Source organism: Azospirillum formosense, assembly GCF_040500525.1.
GTDB lineage: Bacteria > Pseudomonadota > Alphaproteobacteria > Azospirillales > Azospirillaceae > Azospirillum > Azospirillum formosense_A.
This window is the reverse complement of the sequence record NZ_CP159403.1, coordinates 719990-733660: the sequence shown is the minus strand read 5'-3', so window position 1 is coordinate 733660 and position 13671 is coordinate 719990. Positions and strand designations below refer to the sequence as shown.

At 67.9% G+C, this 13671-nt stretch carries 16 protein-coding genes; 3 read left to right on the top strand and 13 right to left on the bottom strand.

The window, feature by feature from the left end; all coding sequences use genetic code 11:
* Positions 1 to 165 precede the first annotated feature (165 nt).
* Positions 166 to 1041, bottom strand: coding sequence for an RNA polymerase sigma factor RpoH (gene rpoH, locus ABVN73_RS16520; protein WP_353860704.1), 876 nt, complete (start codon positions 1039 to 1041; stop codon positions 166 to 168).
* A gap of 251 nt (positions 1042 to 1292) precedes the next feature.
* On the opposite strand from rpoH, the gene ABVN73_RS16515 reads away from it, so the two are divergent.
* Together ABVN73_RS16515 and ABVN73_RS16510 are read left to right on the top strand one after the other, a co-directional pair.
* Entirely contained in the window at positions 1293 to 1667 is a 375-nt protein-coding gene (locus ABVN73_RS16515; RefSeq protein WP_353860703.1) for a response regulator, read from the top strand.
* Positions 1668 to 1784: 117 nt separating this feature from the next.
* On the top strand, positions 1785 to 2795 hold the full coding sequence (locus ABVN73_RS16510; protein WP_353860702.1) for a M23 family metallopeptidase: 1011 nt from the start codon (positions 1785 to 1787) through the stop codon (positions 2793 to 2795).
* A gap of 42 nt (positions 2796 to 2837) precedes the next feature.
* Here the strand turns inward: ABVN73_RS16510 and ABVN73_RS16505 are convergent, their stop codons facing one another.
* The 6 genes from ABVN73_RS16505 to ABVN73_RS16480 form a co-directional block, all read right to left on the bottom strand.
* Positions 2838 to 3293, bottom strand: a complete 456-nt coding sequence (locus ABVN73_RS16505; RefSeq protein ID WP_353860701.1) for a hypothetical protein — start codon at positions 3291 to 3293, stop codon at positions 2838 to 2840.
* Between the two features lie 189 nt (positions 3294 to 3482).
* Positions 3483 to 3971 (bottom strand): YajQ family cyclic di-GMP-binding protein, encoded by a 489-nt coding sequence (locus ABVN73_RS16500; protein WP_145672163.1) that lies wholly within the window; start codon positions 3969 to 3971, stop codon positions 3483 to 3485.
* Between the two features lie 129 nt (positions 3972 to 4100).
* Positions 4101 to 4637 (bottom strand): hypothetical protein, encoded by a 537-nt coding sequence (locus tag ABVN73_RS16495; protein ID WP_353860700.1) that lies wholly within the window; start codon positions 4635 to 4637, stop codon positions 4101 to 4103.
* Between the two features lie 22 nt (positions 4638 to 4659).
* Positions 4660 to 5295 (bottom strand): hypothetical protein, encoded by a 636-nt coding sequence (locus tag ABVN73_RS16490; RefSeq protein ID WP_014198682.1) that lies wholly within the window; start codon positions 5293 to 5295, stop codon positions 4660 to 4662.
* The gene (locus ABVN73_RS16485) at positions 5292 to 5945 is read right to left on the bottom strand and encodes a hypothetical protein (protein ID WP_353860699.1); all 654 of its coding nucleotides are present in this window, start codon (positions 5943 to 5945) and stop codon (positions 5292 to 5294) included. Before ABVN73_RS16485 ends, ABVN73_RS16490 begins: the two co-directional genes overlap by 4 nt.
* 502 nt (positions 5946 to 6447) lie before the next feature.
* Positions 6448 to 6849, bottom strand: coding sequence for a bacteriohemerythrin (locus ABVN73_RS16480; RefSeq protein WP_353860698.1), 402 nt, complete (start codon positions 6847 to 6849; stop codon positions 6448 to 6450).
* Positions 6850 to 7049: 200 nt separating this feature from the next.
* Here ABVN73_RS16480 and ABVN73_RS16475 point away from each other — a divergent pair, with 200 nt between their 5' ends.
* Positions 7050 to 7343 (top strand): DUF3072 domain-containing protein, encoded by a 294-nt coding sequence (locus ABVN73_RS16475; RefSeq protein WP_353860697.1) that lies wholly within the window; start codon positions 7050 to 7052, stop codon positions 7341 to 7343.
* 25 nt (positions 7344 to 7368) lie between these two features.
* Here ABVN73_RS16475 and ABVN73_RS16470 read toward each other — a convergent pair whose 3' ends face one another.
* From ABVN73_RS16470 to ABVN73_RS16445, 6 genes are all read right to left on the bottom strand, one after another.
* Positions 7369 to 8373: a peptide ABC transporter ATP-binding protein gene (locus tag ABVN73_RS16470; protein WP_109069364.1), complete on the bottom strand. Its 1005-nt coding sequence runs from the start codon at positions 8371 to 8373 to the stop codon at positions 7369 to 7371.
* A complete protein-coding gene (locus ABVN73_RS16465) occupies positions 8373 to 9362 on the bottom strand; it encodes an ABC transporter ATP-binding protein (RefSeq protein WP_353860817.1) in 990 nt (329 codons plus the stop codon). The genes ABVN73_RS16470 and ABVN73_RS16465 overlap by 1 nt, the downstream gene beginning before the upstream one ends.
* Before the next feature lie 8 nt (positions 9363 to 9370).
* The gene (locus ABVN73_RS16460; RefSeq protein ID WP_353860696.1) at positions 9371 to 10297 is read right to left on the bottom strand and encodes an ABC transporter permease subunit; all 927 of its coding nucleotides are present in this window, start codon (positions 10295 to 10297) and stop codon (positions 9371 to 9373) included.
* Between the two features lie 8 nt (positions 10298 to 10305).
* Positions 10306 to 11316 carry an ABC transporter permease subunit gene (locus ABVN73_RS16455; protein ID WP_353860695.1) on the bottom strand — a complete coding sequence of 337 codons (1011 nt, stop codon included), beginning with the start codon at positions 11314 to 11316 and terminating at the stop codon, positions 10306 to 10308.
* 131 nt (positions 11317 to 11447) lie between these two features.
* Entirely contained in the window at positions 11448 to 13049 is a 1602-nt protein-coding gene (locus tag ABVN73_RS16450; RefSeq protein WP_353860694.1) for an ABC transporter substrate-binding protein, read from the bottom strand.
* Between the two features lie 136 nt (positions 13050 to 13185).
* A complete protein-coding gene (locus tag ABVN73_RS16445) occupies positions 13186 to 13656 on the bottom strand; it encodes a GNAT family N-acetyltransferase (protein WP_353860693.1) in 471 nt (156 codons plus the stop codon).
* Positions 13657 to 13671: the final 15 nt, after the last annotated feature.

Sequence of the window (13671 nt, the reverse complement as noted above, 5' to 3'; positions counted from 1 at the left end):
ATCACAACATCTGTTGCATCCACAGCTCCCCGCACCACAACTGCAGGCAGGAGAACGCCGCGCCGTCTCGCCCGGAGGAACGGCGCCGGCGGCTGGCACCAACCTTCCAGGAACTACGCCTTTCGCTATAAACCAGGGCGGAGCGGGAGGCAAGCAGCCCCCCGGTCACGCCGCTGCGGCGAGTTCCCGCACCCGCTGGGACAGCTTCTGGAAAGCGCGCTCCTCGATCTGGCGGATGCGCTCGCGGCTGACGCCGTAGACGGCGGCCAGATCCTCCAGCGTCTTCGGCGACGGGCTGAGGCGGCGGGCGGTCAGGATGTCGCGCTCGCGGTCCTTCAGCACCGCCATCGCATCGCGCAGCAGGGCGCTGCGGTGCATCGCCTCGTCGCGCTCCAGCAGGCTGTCCTCGGCGTTCGGGCGCTCGTCGGGCAGGAAGTCCTGCATCTCCGCGGTCCCTTCCCCGGCGGAGAGCGGCGCGTTCAGCGAGGCGACCGGCTGGACGAAGCGGCGGTTCACCGCCACCACGTCGCTTTCCGGAACGTCGAGTTCCTGGGCGATGCGGGACACGCTCTCCGGCTTCAGGTCGCCGTTGCCGAACTCGCCCAGCTTGCGCTTCAGGCGGGACAGGCCGAAGAAGAGCTTCTTCTGGGCGCCGGTGGTGCCCAGCTTGACGAGGCTCCAGGAGCGCAGGATGTATTCCTGGATGGAGGCCTTGATCCACCACATCGCGTAGGTGGAGAGGCGGAAGCCGCGGTCCGGCTCGAATTTGCGGACGGCGGTCATCAGGCCGATGTTGCCCTCGCCGACCAGATCGGTCATCGGCAGACCGTAGCCGCGGAAGCCGGTGGCGATCTTGATGACCAGGCGCAGATGGCTGGTCACCAGCTTGCGGGCCGCCTCCATGTCGCCATGCTGGCGCCAGGCGGTGGCCAACACATACTCCTCTTCCGCGCCCAGGACGGGGAAGCGGTGGACCTGCTCGATGTAGCGGGACAGCGACTCGCCGGGAAACGGCGTGGTCAGTGCCAATGCGGTGCTCATGTCACATCCTCTTGAAAGCGATATGACCCAATCGGCCGATCCCCGTGATGGGCGACCGGCGCCTTCTCCGTGAAGGCGCCTCCAGTTTACGCGCACGGAACGCCAAGTCAACGCCGTGCGGGCGCGGGTGCGGGGTGCCCTGACGGCGACGCATGGCCGTCCCCCTCATAAACGGGACGTAAACCACCCCCGCCTTATCCAGGCTGGAAAACCGCACACCCAAACACTCGCTCACGGGAGGGCAGGCTCCGATGGCGGACATCCTTGTCGTCGATGACGACCCGGTATCCCTCAGCATCGTCACCAAGATCCTGGAGAAGGAAGGCAACAACGTCACCGGCTGCTCCGACGCGCGGGCAGCCATCGAATCGTTGACCTTCCACGAGTTCGACCTGCTGGTCACCGACCTCATCATGCCGGAGCATGACGGGTTCGAGGTCATCCAGGCGGCCAAGAGCCTTCGCCCGGACCTGCGGGTCATCGTCCTTTCCGGAATCGACGAGCGGGTGCCGCCGGAACTGACCATGCAGGCGCTGACCAAGCTGGGCGTCGCCCGGATGGTCCGCAAGCCGATCAAGCCGGCCATCCTTGCTTCCGAAGTGCTCGCGGTGCTGATCGCCGGCTGAGGGGCTTTGGCTGAACGGACTTTGGCCGGGCGGCGTATGGCTTCCTCGCGATTGCGCCGGAACGGGGCTTCCCGCACCCTGCCCTCTCCGCACGCCCCTTCTCCCAGGGAAGCCCGCATGATCCGCAAGGCGCTCGCCACCCTCCTCTCCGCAGGCCTTCTCGCGGGCGTTCCGGTTCTCGCCGGCCCTGCGGGCGCCGAGGCGCCGGCCTTCGGGCTGCCAATCCAGTGCCGGATCGGGGAGACCTGCTTCGTCCAGAATTACGTCGACGAGGACTCCGGCCCCGGATGGCGCGACCATGCCTGCGGGCGGCTGAGCTACGACGGGCATGACGGAACGGATTTCCGCCTGCCCGACTACACAGCCATGGACAAGGGCGTCGCCGTGCTGGCCGCCGCCGCGGGAACCGTCCTGCGGGTGCGTGACGGCATGGAGGACGTGAACGTCAACGTCATCGGGCGCGACACGGTGATGAAGGTCGGGGGCGGCAACGCCGTCATCATCGATCATGGCGACGGCTGGCAGACCGCGTACCTGCACATGAAGCGCGGTAGCGTGGCGGTCACCCCCGGCCAGCGGGTGGAGGCCGGGCAACGGCTGGGCGATGTCGGGCTGTCGGGACTGACCGAGTTCCCCCATCTGCATTTCGGCGTGCGCCACAACGGCGCGGTCGTCGATCCCTTCGTCGGCCAGCAGCCCTTCACGGCCTGCGGCCAGGCCATGACGCCGCTGTGGAACGCCGCCACGGCCAAGGCGCTGGCCTACCGCCCGACCGCCGGACTCAGCGCCGGCTTCGCCACCAGCCGCGTTCCGGAGGCCGAGCCGGCCCGCCACGGCGAATTCGCCGGGGAGACGCTGACCCGGGACTCGCCTATGCTCGTCCTGTGGTCCGACATCATGGGCGTCCGCGACGGCGACACGCAGCGCATCCGCATCCTCGACGGCGATGGGCGGACCCTGTTCGACAACAGCAAGGGCATCACCGGCGACAAGGCCGTCTGGTTCTCCTACCAGGGGCTGAAGCGTCCGGCGTCGGGATGGCCGAAGGGGCCCTACCGGGGCGTCGTGACGTTGACCCGCGACGGCAACGCGGTGGTCACGTTGGAGCGCCGGCTGGAGGTTCGCTGAACCGGCACCTTTGGTTGCTGCGGGCGGCTGCTCGGCCGGCGATTACTGGGCCGGCCCCGTCTTCATGCGGTCGGGAACGCTCTGGGTCAGCAGCGTGGTCAGCCAACGGAAGTTCGGCGCGCTTTCGGCCTGGAGGGCGCTCTGCACCACCTGCATGGCCTCCTCGGCGTTGGGCGCCGTCATGTCGGGCGTGTGGGCATCGGCGCTCTGGGCGCCGGACGCCGTGTCCGAACCGTTCTGTGCGAAGACGCTGACGGCGCCCACGCCCAGCCGGTGGGCGATCGCCGAGCCCCCGGTGACCGGCCCCGCCGCGGAGGAGGCTGCCAGGGCCGCCGCGCCGTCCGCGCCACCGACGCCGTTCAGCTGCTCCAGCATCGCGGCGAACTGACCGGCGAGTTCCCCCGCCTGCCGGGGCGCACCCGTGCCTTTGCGCTCCAGAAGCTCTTCAGCCCGGATGCGCATCAACTGGGAAGCGTCGGCGTTGGCCGGTATCGACATGGCGCGTTGACCCTGCGGCGTTCGGCTACCGGATCATGGCAAGCAAGGGGCGGGCCATCATGGGAAGGGGCCGGCGGCCGGTCGGTTCGGCTCTCCCGCCGCCCCCGTGCCCGGCAAAAATTTCCGCCCCACCCGGCAAGAACGACCCGCCGGCCGGCAAGAATGACCCCGCCGGTCCCGTGCCTCCGGTCAGTCCCGGAAGTTCAGGTATTGCAGGGGCTGTTCGATCTTCAGCCCGCGCACCAGCGCGATGGCGTCCTGGAGGTCGTCGCGCTTCTTGCCGGTGACGCGCAGTTCGTCGCCCTGGATGGAGACCTGGACCTTCATCTTGGCGTCCTTGATCGCCTTGACGATGGTCTTGCCGAGGTCCTGGGCGATGCCCTGCTTGACGGTGACGACTTGGCGCAGCGCGTCGCCCGCCGCCCGCTCCGGCGGCTTGGAATAGTCCAGGGCACCGGCGTCCAGCTTCCGCCGGGTGACATAGACCCGCAGCAGTTCCTGCATCTGCTCCAGCTTGGGGCCGTCGTCGGCCAGCAGGGTGATGTCGTTCTCGGTGCGCTCCACGGTGCAGCGCGAGCCCTTGAAGTCGAAGCGGGTCTCGATCTCGCGGCGCATGCCGTTCAGCGCGTTGTCGATTTCGTGGATGTCGGTCTTGGACACGATGTCGAAGGACGGCATGGGACTCTCTTTGCTCGGGCGGACGGAATCGCGGAACCGTAGACGAGGCCGCCCCCCGCCTTCAAGGGCCCTTCACAGGGGGCCGTGCCGGAAAACCACCGGAACGCCCCGCCGCCGAAGGGCCGGACGTCAGGTCGGCTGGCCGGGGTGCTGGAACTCGATCCCCGGATTGCCGCCCGGCCCGCCGTTGCCGGGCGCGTTCTCATAGGGCTTGTCCGGCATCTTCGGCTGCGGCTGCGCGTAGAAGCGCGGCTCCCGGTCGTCCCAAGACCGCTCGAAAGGCAGACGCATCATCGGGTTGGTGCCGTTGCGCTGGGCCTCGCGCTGCGCCTCCTGCAACTGCTCCGCCATGCGGCGGTCCCAGGGCAGGCGGTAGAGGTTGGGCGCCTGCTCCCAGAGCAGGGTGAGGTAGATGGCTTCGTTCTCCACCAGCGTGGCGCTCAGCACCTTGGCCTCGCGGACGTTGGCCCCCATCCATTCCAGAGTGACCGGCTTCGCCCGGCCCAGCAGCGCCGCCGGAGCCGCGTAGGCGGCCGGCAGGAGCAGGGCGAACAGCAGCAGGATCACCACGCGGGCCATCGGGCTGCGCGTCCAGCGCAAGGCCGACAGGACGAGCAGCAGGGTGACGACGGCGACGAAGCCGAAGATGACGGTCAGGCTTTCCATGGCGCACTCCCGGTCCGGCGGGTCAATTCTTGGCCGAGCGCAGCGGCTTGAACACGGCGTTCAGGGACCCCGGCACCAGTTCGCCCCGCTCCGTCAGGGTGAAGCGGAAGGCGGTGATCTCCTGCCCTTCGTGGTCCAGCCGGACGCGCGTGGCGGCGATCGTTGCGGCCCCCGACTCATGCTCCGCCTTGACGCGGGCGACCACCCGGACCCAGATGGGAAACACATTCTCCAGATTGCGGAACATATGCACGTTTACCGTGTATTCTCCGGGAGGAATGCCACGGGAATAGGAGGTCTCGAAATTGATCTCCGTGGGATCGGCGTAGGCGCCCAGATCGTCGCGCAACAGGTTGAAGATCAGCCCCGACTTGTTCGAATAGCCCACCGGCACGTCGCCCGGCGCCTGCACCCACAGATCGACGTCGCTGCGCAGCTTGTCATCCCACCGCGCCTCGATGATGACGTTTCCCGGCGGCTCCATGCCCGCCGCGGCGGACGAGGAGGACTCGTTCTGCTGGTTGGCCTCGGTTTTCTTCGCCTCGTTGATGAAGGGCACCGCCAGGACCGCGCAGGCCACGAAGCCGCACAGCAGCAGCGTCAGCAGATCCCGAGCGACGAGCACGCCGGTTTGATCCTCCCCCAGGAAATCGTTCATGACGCGGCCTCACCGCCGAGTGCGCCGTAGGGAGCCGTCTGCGGCGCGGCGAACTCCGGCGTCCCCGTCCTCGGGGCGACCCGGGAGCGGGCGTGGGCTTCGTCCATGATCAGCGCGCACAGGGACGCGGTCGCCCCGCGCAGGAGCTGCAGGTTGCAGGTCGTCCACAGGCACAGGGCGCCACCCAGCATCGTGGCGTAGATCGCCACGCCCAGGCCGCTGGCCAGAGTGGTCACCATGGCGCCGGCCGAGGCGGCGTTGCCCACCATGTCGGGCGTGATGTTCGCGGCGAACAGGCTGAAGCCCCAGGCCGTGCCGATCAGGCCGAGCATGCCGAGCGCGTTGGCGATGTGCTGAAGGTGCGATATCCGGGAGAACAGGCGGATTTCCAGGGCGCGTTCGCTCTCGACCTTCATCAGCCGCCCGCCGCCGAGCTTGGCCTTGTCCAACTCGCCGCCGATCTTCCACACCCGATAGGCCGACATCACCAGCCCGACGACGAAGACGATGCCGATGATCGCGGTCGCCACGGCGATGTGCCCGGTCAGGACCCGGTCCAGCCACCCCTGCGCGTAGAGGACGAAGACGAACGCCGAGATCGTCAGATTGAAGGCCACGAATTTCGCCTTGAGGAGCCACTGTTCTTCCATGGTTTTGACCCTGTGACGGTTGCGTGTGTCTCCGGATCGTCATGTTCAGGCGGCAATGGCGCATAACGGCGGCGCCGCGGAAAGCCGGGCGGCGATGGCGGGATCAGGAGAGCGGAGGGCAAATCGGGGACGGCAAGCGTTGGCGGTCCCGGCGCGGTCGGTCCGGGCGCTGGTGGCGGGACGGCTCCATGTCGGCCATCGGTTCATCGGCGCACCTTCGCCGGAATTGCGCGACGACGGAGCCTTGTCAGGAGTCATCCGTCACGTCATGAACCCCGGCCCCGGCCAAGAGTTCCCGACGCGCGGCGACGGCCATGCTGGGATCATGCGCGACGCGGGCGGGGAAAACCCCGCCGTCGAACGGAAAAAGGAAGCGGTCCGGGACACGAGGCGCCGTTGACCGGCGCCGCCGACCGCGTCGGACGTCGGAGGTTTAGCGGATCGGCCAACCCGATCAAGCGAGGGCGCGCACGGCCACGGCCGCCCTTCGGGAAATGGCCCTTTACCCCACGCCCTTTTCCTTCAGGAAGGGACCGTACTTCTTGTCGGTACCCTGGATGTGCTTGATGAGCCAGTTCTTCAGGAAGTTCATCACCTCCATGCTCAGCGTGGCGGTGGCTCCGGCGTGATACTTGCGCTGCACCTCCAGCACCTGACTGGCCAGCGCGTCGTGCTCCGCCTTGTGGGCGTCGCGGTCCGGATAGCCGAGGCGGGCGAAATGCTCCTCCTCGTGGGTGAAGTGCGACTTGGTGTAGGCGACGAGGCTGTCGAGGATGCCGCCCAGCGCCTCCTTGCTGCGCCCCGCCTGGACGGCGTCAAACAGCTCGTTGACCAGGGCGACCAGCTGCTTGTGCTCCTCGTCGAACTGCGTGATCCCGACGCTCAGCTTGTCATTCCACACCATCAGCGGCATTTCGTTCCGTCCCCTTGCGCTGGTCCTCAGATGACCGGCCGGGAAAACCCCAGGCCGCGGAAGGGTACCGTCTTCCGATTGCGGCTTCAACGACGCTTCAATCACCGGCGCAGGCCGGCGGCACAGGCCCGCGGGAACCAATCCCCGGCGGCCGCTGTTCGACAGACGTTTCCAGCGAAAAGGAACAATTCATGAACACGAAACGCAACGACGATCACGACCCTCGTCCGCAGTCCCATCGCGACGACGCGCCGAATTCGGGGAGCAACCCGAAGACCGCGCCGACCGGAGGAGCGGACCACTCGAACCGCGAGAAGGACCCCGACGACTGGACCACGGGCGACGAGCCGATGACCGGGGCGCAAGCCTCCTACCTGAAGACGCTCAGCGAGGAGGCCGGCGAGTCCTTCGACGGCGATCTGACGAAGGCCGAAGCCTCGAAACGCATCGACGCCCTTCAGGACAAGACCGGCCGCGGCGCCTGACGGACGACGCCGCGGCCTCTTGCCCTCAGGCCATCTCCTCCGCGAAGTGGCAGGCGACCAGCCGTTCGTCCACCGGGCGCAGCGCCGGCACCTCGGCCGCGCAGCGCTCCGTGGCGTGGGGACAGCGCTTGTGGAAGGGGCAACCCGGCGGCGGATTCAGCGGCGAGGGCAGCTCGCCCTTCGGGATCACCCGCTCCGCCCGCAGCGCCGGGTTCACTCGCGGCGTGGCGGCCATCAGGATGCGGGTGTAGGGGTGGCGCGGGCGGGAGTAGACCACGTCCTTCGGCCCGTGCTCCACCGGCCGGCCCAGATACATCACCATGACCGCGTCGGCGATGTGCCGGACCACGCTGAGGTCGTGGGAGATGAATAGGTAGGCGAGGTTCAGCTCCTCCTGCAGATCCATCATCAGGTTCAGCACCTGCGCCTGGATCGACACGTCCAGCGCCGACACCGGCTCGTCCGCCACGACCACCCGCGGGTTCAGCATCAGCGCGCGCGCGATGGCGATGCGCTGACGCTGGCCGCCGGAGAACATGTGCGGGTAGCGGTCCACCTGATCGGGGCGCAGCCCGACCTTCGCCATCATGGCGACGGCCCGCTCCCGCCGCTCCTGCTTGCCCATCGGGGTGTTGATGACCAGCGGCTCCGATAGGATCGAGCCCACGGTCTTGCGCGGGTTCAGCGATCCGTAGGGGTTCTGGAACACCATCTGGACGGTGCGCCGCAGCTCCTTCATCTCCGACGCGGTGCGCCCGACCACGTCGCGCCCGTCATAGAGGAGCTGGCCCGAGGACGGCGGCTCGATCATCGTGACGGAGCGCGCCAGCGTCGACTTGCCGCAGCCGGACTCGCCGACCACCGCCAGCGTCTTGCCGGCTTCGAGCTGGAAGGACACGCCGTCGAGCGCCTTGACGGTGGCCGCCGGCTTGAAGGCGCCGCGCTTGACCGCGTAGTGCTTGCGCAGATGGATGGCTTCCAGGACCACCGGGCCGGTGGCCGGCATGACGTCGGTGAGGATGTCGGACATCACAGGACCTCCCCGGCGCCGACCGGAGCATCGGCGAGCGGATAGAAGCAGCGCGCCTTGCCGGCGTCCACGTCGAACAGGGCCGGACGCTCGATCCGGCAGCGGTCGGTGGCGAAGCGGCAGCGCGGGTTGAACAGGCAGCCCTGCGGCCGGTCGCCGATGCCCGGCACCACGCCGGGGATCGTCGGCAGCCGGCGCTTGCCCAACGCCCGCTCCGGCAGCGCGTCGAGCAGCGCGCCGGTGTAGGGGTGGCGCGGCGCCTTGAACAGGGCGTCCACCGGGCGCGTCTCGGCGACCTGCCCGGCGTACATGACGACCACCCGCTGCGCCGTCTCCGCCACCACGCCCATGTCGTGGGTGATCAGGATCAGGGCCATGCCCCACTCCTTCTGGAGGCGGACCAGCAGGTCGAGGATCTGCTTCTGGATGGTCACGTCCAGCGCCGTCGTCGGCTCGTCCGCGACCAGCAGGCGCGGGTTGCAGGCGATGGCGATGGCGATCATCACGCGCTGGTTCATGCCGCCGGAGAGCTGGTGCGGGAAGGCCGACAGGCGGCTTTCCGGGGCCGGGATGCCGACCTGCTCCAGCAATTCGATGGCGCGGTTGCGCAACGCCTTGCCGGACAGCCCCTCATGCACCTTCAGCGTCTCCATGATCTGGAAGCCGACAGTGAAGCAGGGGTTCAGGCTGGTCATGGGCTCCTGGAAGACCATGGCCACGTCCTTGCCGGTGATCTTCCGGCGCTGCGACGGGCTCATCGCCAGCAGGTCCTTGCCGCCGAACTGCATGCGGTCGGCGACCACCGTGCCGTTGGAGCCGAGCAGGCCCATCACGGCGAGCGAGGTCACGGACTTGCCGGACCCGGACTCGCCGACGATGCCCACCACCTCGCCCTCGTCCACGGTGAGGTCGATCCCGTCCACGGCGCGGAAGGTGCCGGCGCGCGTGGTGAACTCGACGGACAGGTTCTTGATGTCGAGAAGAGGCATGGCAGGCATCAGCGTTTCAGCTTGGGGTCGAGCGCGTCGCGCAGCCCGTCGCCCAGCAGGTTGAAGGCCAGCACCGTCACCAGGATGGCCACGCCGGGCCAGGTGACGACCCAGGGGGCGCGCTGGAGGAACTGGAGGGACGAGGCCAGCATGGTGCCCCACTCCGGCGTCGGCGGCTGCGCGCCGAGGCCGAGGAAGCCCAGCGCCGCCGCGTCCAGGATCGCCGTGGAGAAGCCGAGCGTCGCCTGGACGATCAGCGGCGCCACGCAGTTCGGCAGGATCACCACCAGCATCAGCCGCAGCGGCCCGGCCCCCGCCACGCGGGAGGCGACGACGTAGTCCTTGCTCGCCTCCGCCATCACGGCGGCGCGGGTCAGGCGGGCGTAGTGCGGGATGACCACGATGGACACGGCCAGCATGGCGTTGACCAGCCCCGGCCCGAGGATCGCCGCCACCACCACGGCCAGCAGCAGGCTGGGCAGCGACAGCAGGATGTCCATGAAGCGCATGACCAGCGCGTCGGTGACGCCGCCGAAGAAGCCGGCGATCATGCCCAGCGCAAGCCCGACCACCAGCGACAGCGTGACGACGATCAGGCCGATCATCATCGACAGCCGCGCCCCGAAGATCAGGCGCGACAGCATGTCGCGCCCGATGTCGTCGGTGCCGAGAAGGAAGGCCCAGCGCCCGCCTTCCTGCCAGACCGGCGGCACCAGGATGGCGTCACGGTACTGGATGTTGGGATCGTGCGGCGCCACCAGCTCGGCGAACAGCGCCACCACGGCGATCAGCAGGATCACGGCGAGGCCGGCCATCGCCCCCTTGTTCTTCCGGAAATGGTACCAGAACTCGACCAGCGGGTGCGGCGGCTGGGAAACCGGCGGAGAAGCGGCCGGAAGGGTCTCCGGAACGCCCGTCGTCGTAGGAGTCGTCATGGCTCACCTCACCGCGAATGGCGGATGCGGGGGTTCAGGACGCCGTAGAGAACGTCCACCAGCAGATTCACGGTCATCACCGTCGTCGCGATCAGCAGCACCCCGCCCTGGAGCGCCGGATAGTCGCGGCGGTTGATGCTCTCGATCAGCCACTTGCCCACGCCGGGCCAGGAGAAGATGGTTTCGGTCAGGATCGCGCCGCCCAGCAGCGTGCCCACCTGGAGGCCGATCACGGTGACCACGGGGATCAGCGCGTTGCGCAGGGCGTGCATGCCGATCACCCGCTTGCCCGCCAGCCCCTTGGCCTTCGCGGTGCGGATGTAGTCCTCGCCCAGCACCTCCAGCATGGCGGAGCGCGTCATGCGCGCCACGACGGCCAGCGGAACGGTGCCGAGAACGATCATCGGCAGGATGAGGTGGTGCAGCGCCGACCAGAAGGCGCCGTACTCGCCGGCCATCAGCGTGTCGATCAGCATGAAGCCGGTCACCGGCTCCACGTAATAGAGCAGGTCGAGCCGCCCGGACACCGGCGTCCAGCCCAGCCCCACCGAGAAGAACAGGATCAGCAGCAGGCCCCACCAGAAGATCGGCATGGAATAGCCGGTCAGGCTGATGCCCATCACGCCATGGTCGAAGACCGAGCCGCGCCGGACCGCCGCGATGATTCCCGCGGGCAGGCCGACCACCGTGGCGAACAGCATGGCCAGCGCCGCCAGTTCCAGCGTCGCCGGGAACAGCGTCACGAATTCGCTGAACACCGAATTGCGCGTCACCAGCGACACGCCGAGGTCGCCCTGGAGGACCCCGCCGATGTAGTCGAGGAACTGGTGCCACAAGGGCCGGTCCAGCCCCAGCTCGTGCCGCAGTTCGAGAAGCCGTTCGGGGGGGATCCCGCGCTCGCCCACGCGCACCTCGATGGGGTCGCCGGGGACAAGGCGGATCAGAAGGAAGGTCAGGAAGGTGACGCCGAGAAAGGTCGGAATCACCAGGCTCACCCGCGTCAGGATGAAGCGTAGCATCGGATCGTCACCGGGGGCTCGAAACGAAAGCAAGGGGGCCGCGGCCCCCTTTTTACCTCTGCGTCCGCAAAGGGAAGCCGGGGGTTTAATGCCCCGGCCCCCGCTTTGTAAAGCCGCTTGCTACACTGAGTTTATTGTTTCAAATCGACGCCGTAGAAACGATGGATGCCGAACGGGTCCATCTTGTAATCGACCACATTCTTGCTCACCGCCATGTGCACGACCGAGTGAGCGACGGTCAGCCACGGGGCCTCTTCCTTGAAGATGACCTGCGCCTGCTCGTACAGCTTGGTGCGGGCGGCGATGTCGGTGGTGCGCTTGGCCTGCACGACGAGGTCGTCGAACTCCTTGTAGCACCACTTGGCGATGTTCGACCCGCCCGGACGCGCGGCCTCGCAGCCGAGCAGGACGTGCAGGAAGTTGTCCGGATCGCCGTTGTCGCCGGTCCAGCCCAGCATGCCCATCTGGTGCTCGCCGGCCTGGAGGCGCTTGCGGTACTCACCCCACTCGTACTGCACGACCTTGGCCTTGATGCCGACCTTGGCGAGGTCCGCCTGCATCATCTCGGCCATGCGCTTGGCGTTGGGGTTGTAGGGGCGCTGCACCGGCATGGCCCACAGGTCGGTCTCGAAGCCGTCCGGGAAGCCGGCCTCGGCCAGCAGCTTCTTCGCGCGCTCCGGATCGTACGGGTAGTCCTCGATCTCCTTGTTGTACGACCACATGGTCGGCGGGATCGGGTTCTTCGCCGGGACGCCGGCGCCCTGGTACACCGCGTCGACCACGGCCTTCTTGTCGATGGCCATGTTCAGCGCGCGGCGGACGCGCACGTCGTCGAAGGGCTTCTTGGTGACGTTGAAGGCCAAGTAGCCGACGTTCAGGCCTTCCTGCTCCATCAGATTGATGGCGGCGTCCTTCTTCATCGCCTCCAGATCAGCCGGATTCGGGTACGGCACGATGTGGCACTCGCCGGCCTTCAGCTTGGCGTAGCGGACGGCGGCGTCGGGCGTGATGGCGAAGACGAGGTTGTCGAGCGGAGCCTTGCCGCCCCAATACTGTTCGAACGCCTTGTAGCGGATGACCGCGTCCTTCTGGTAGGCGACGAACTGGAACGGACCGGTGCCGATCGGCGCCTGATCGATCTTGTCGATCTGGTTCTTCTTCTGAAGGGCGTCGGCGTATTCGGCGGACTGGATGGCCGCGAAGGGCATCGCCAGGTTGGCGATGAAGGGCGCCTCGACCTTGTTCAGCGTGAACTTGACCGTGTAGTCGTCGACCTTCTCGATCGACTTCAGCAGGTCGGGCATCGCCATGTCGTTGAAGTAGTCATAGGCGCCGCCGGACACCTTGTGGAAGGGGTGATCCTTCTTCCACTGACGATTGAACGACCACAGCACGTCGTCCGCGTTGGCGTCGCGGGTCGGCTTGAAGTCGTTGTTGCTGTGCCACTTCGCGCCCTTGCGCAGGTGGAACGTGTAGGTCAGCCCGTCCTCCGACACGTCCCACTTCTCGGCAAGGCCGGGGACAACCTTGGTGCCGCCGCGCTCGAACTGCACGAGGTTGTTGTACACGGGCAGCGAGACGTCGAAGCTCGTTCCGGTCGTGTTGACCATCGGGTTGAAGTTTTCGGGGCTGCCCTCGGAGCAATAGACGAGGGTCTTGGCGGCCTGGGCCGGCGCAGCAAGCGCCAAGGTGGCGGCAACGCCGAGCCCGGCACCCAGCAGGATGCGCTTCATTCCTAACAACCTCCCGTGTTCGGTCGAATGGCCGCCCGTTCTTTTCGGCGGCCGGTGATGCGGGTTCATTTGGCGCGTGGCCGAATCGTCTGTCAACACGCAACCAAGCCGCATCACGCAAGCACCACGGCCGTTGTCAGGCCAAGCGGAACTTCAGGCGCGGCCCGATCTCCGTGAAGCCCTCGCGCTGGTAGAACCGCAGGGAATCCGGCCAGTCCGCGGCGGATGGCGCTCCCACCTCGACCCGCGTCCAGCGATGGGCGCGGCCGTGGTCCAGAACGGCCCGGATCAGCACCCGCCCCACCCCGGCGGAGCGCGACTCCGGCGTGACGTACAATTCCCGGATCGTCCCGAACCGGCCCAGGGTGGAGATGCAGACGCCCTCCGACAGCGTCGCGACGCCGAGCGGGCGGCCCGCCGCATCCTCCGCCAGGAAAACCGTGTAGGAGTCGCCGGCGCCGTCCAGCAGGGATTCGGCGACGGCCAGCATGACGGCGCGCGGCGTGTCGTTCTGCCCGGCGGAAAGTTCGGAGAGCAGAGCCGCCACGAGACCGGTGACCGCGCCCGCGTCGGCGAGCCCGGCCCTACGCACACGAACGTCGTCCATCGCCGGCCTCTCCAT

Excerpts from the sequence above, each read along its gene's own strand:
- ABVN73_RS16450 (WP_353860694.1), bottom strand. The coding sequence starts at position 13,049 with ATGAAGCGCATCCTGCTGGGTGCCGGGCTCGGCGTTGCCGCCACCTTG.
- ABVN73_RS16515 (WP_353860703.1), top strand. The coding sequence starts at position 1,293 with ATGGCGGACATCCTTGTCGTCGATGACGACCCGGTATCCCTCAGCATC.
- ABVN73_RS16470 (WP_109069364.1), bottom strand. The coding sequence starts at position 8,373 with ATGTCCGACATCCTCACCGACGTCATGCCGGCCACCGGCCCGGTGGTC.
- ABVN73_RS16445 (WP_353860693.1), bottom strand. The coding sequence starts at position 13,656 with ATGGACGACGTTCGTGTGCGTAGGGCCGGGCTCGCCGACGCGGGCGCG.
- ABVN73_RS16460 (WP_353860696.1), bottom strand. The coding sequence starts at position 10,297 with ATGACGACTCCTACGACGACGGGCGTTCCGGAGACCCTTCCGGCCGCT.
- ABVN73_RS16455 (WP_353860695.1), bottom strand. The coding sequence starts at position 11,316 with ATGCTACGCTTCATCCTGACGCGGGTGAGCCTGGTGATTCCGACCTTT.
- ABVN73_RS16505 (WP_353860701.1), bottom strand. The coding sequence starts at position 3,293 with ATGTCGATACCGGCCAACGCCGACGCTTCCCAGTTGATGCGCATCCGG.
- ABVN73_RS16485 (WP_353860699.1), bottom strand. The coding sequence starts at position 5,945 with ATGGAAGAACAGTGGCTCCTCAAGGCGAAATTCGTGGCCTTCAATCTG.
- ABVN73_RS16490 (WP_014198682.1), bottom strand. The coding sequence starts at position 5,295 with ATGAACGATTTCCTGGGGGAGGATCAAACCGGCGTGCTCGTCGCTCGG.
- ABVN73_RS16480 (WP_353860698.1), bottom strand. The coding sequence starts at position 6,849 with ATGGTGTGGAATGACAAGCTGAGCGTCGGGATCACGCAGTTCGACGAG.
- ABVN73_RS16500 (WP_145672163.1), bottom strand. The coding sequence starts at position 3,971 with ATGCCGTCCTTCGACATCGTGTCCAAGACCGACATCCACGAAATCGAC.
- ABVN73_RS16465 (WP_353860817.1), bottom strand. The coding sequence starts at position 9,362 with ATGCCTCTTCTCGACATCAAGAACCTGTCCGTCGAGTTCACCACGCGC.
- ABVN73_RS16495 (WP_353860700.1), bottom strand. The coding sequence starts at position 4,637 with ATGGAAAGCCTGACCGTCATCTTCGGCTTCGTCGCCGTCGTCACCCTG.
- ABVN73_RS16510 (WP_353860702.1), top strand. The coding sequence starts at position 1,785 with ATGATCCGCAAGGCGCTCGCCACCCTCCTCTCCGCAGGCCTTCTCGCG.
- rpoH (WP_353860704.1), bottom strand. The coding sequence starts at position 1,041 with ATGAGCACCGCATTGGCACTGACCACGCCGTTTCCCGGCGAGTCGCTG.
- ABVN73_RS16475 (WP_353860697.1), top strand. The coding sequence starts at position 7,050 with ATGAACACGAAACGCAACGACGATCACGACCCTCGTCCGCAGTCCCAT.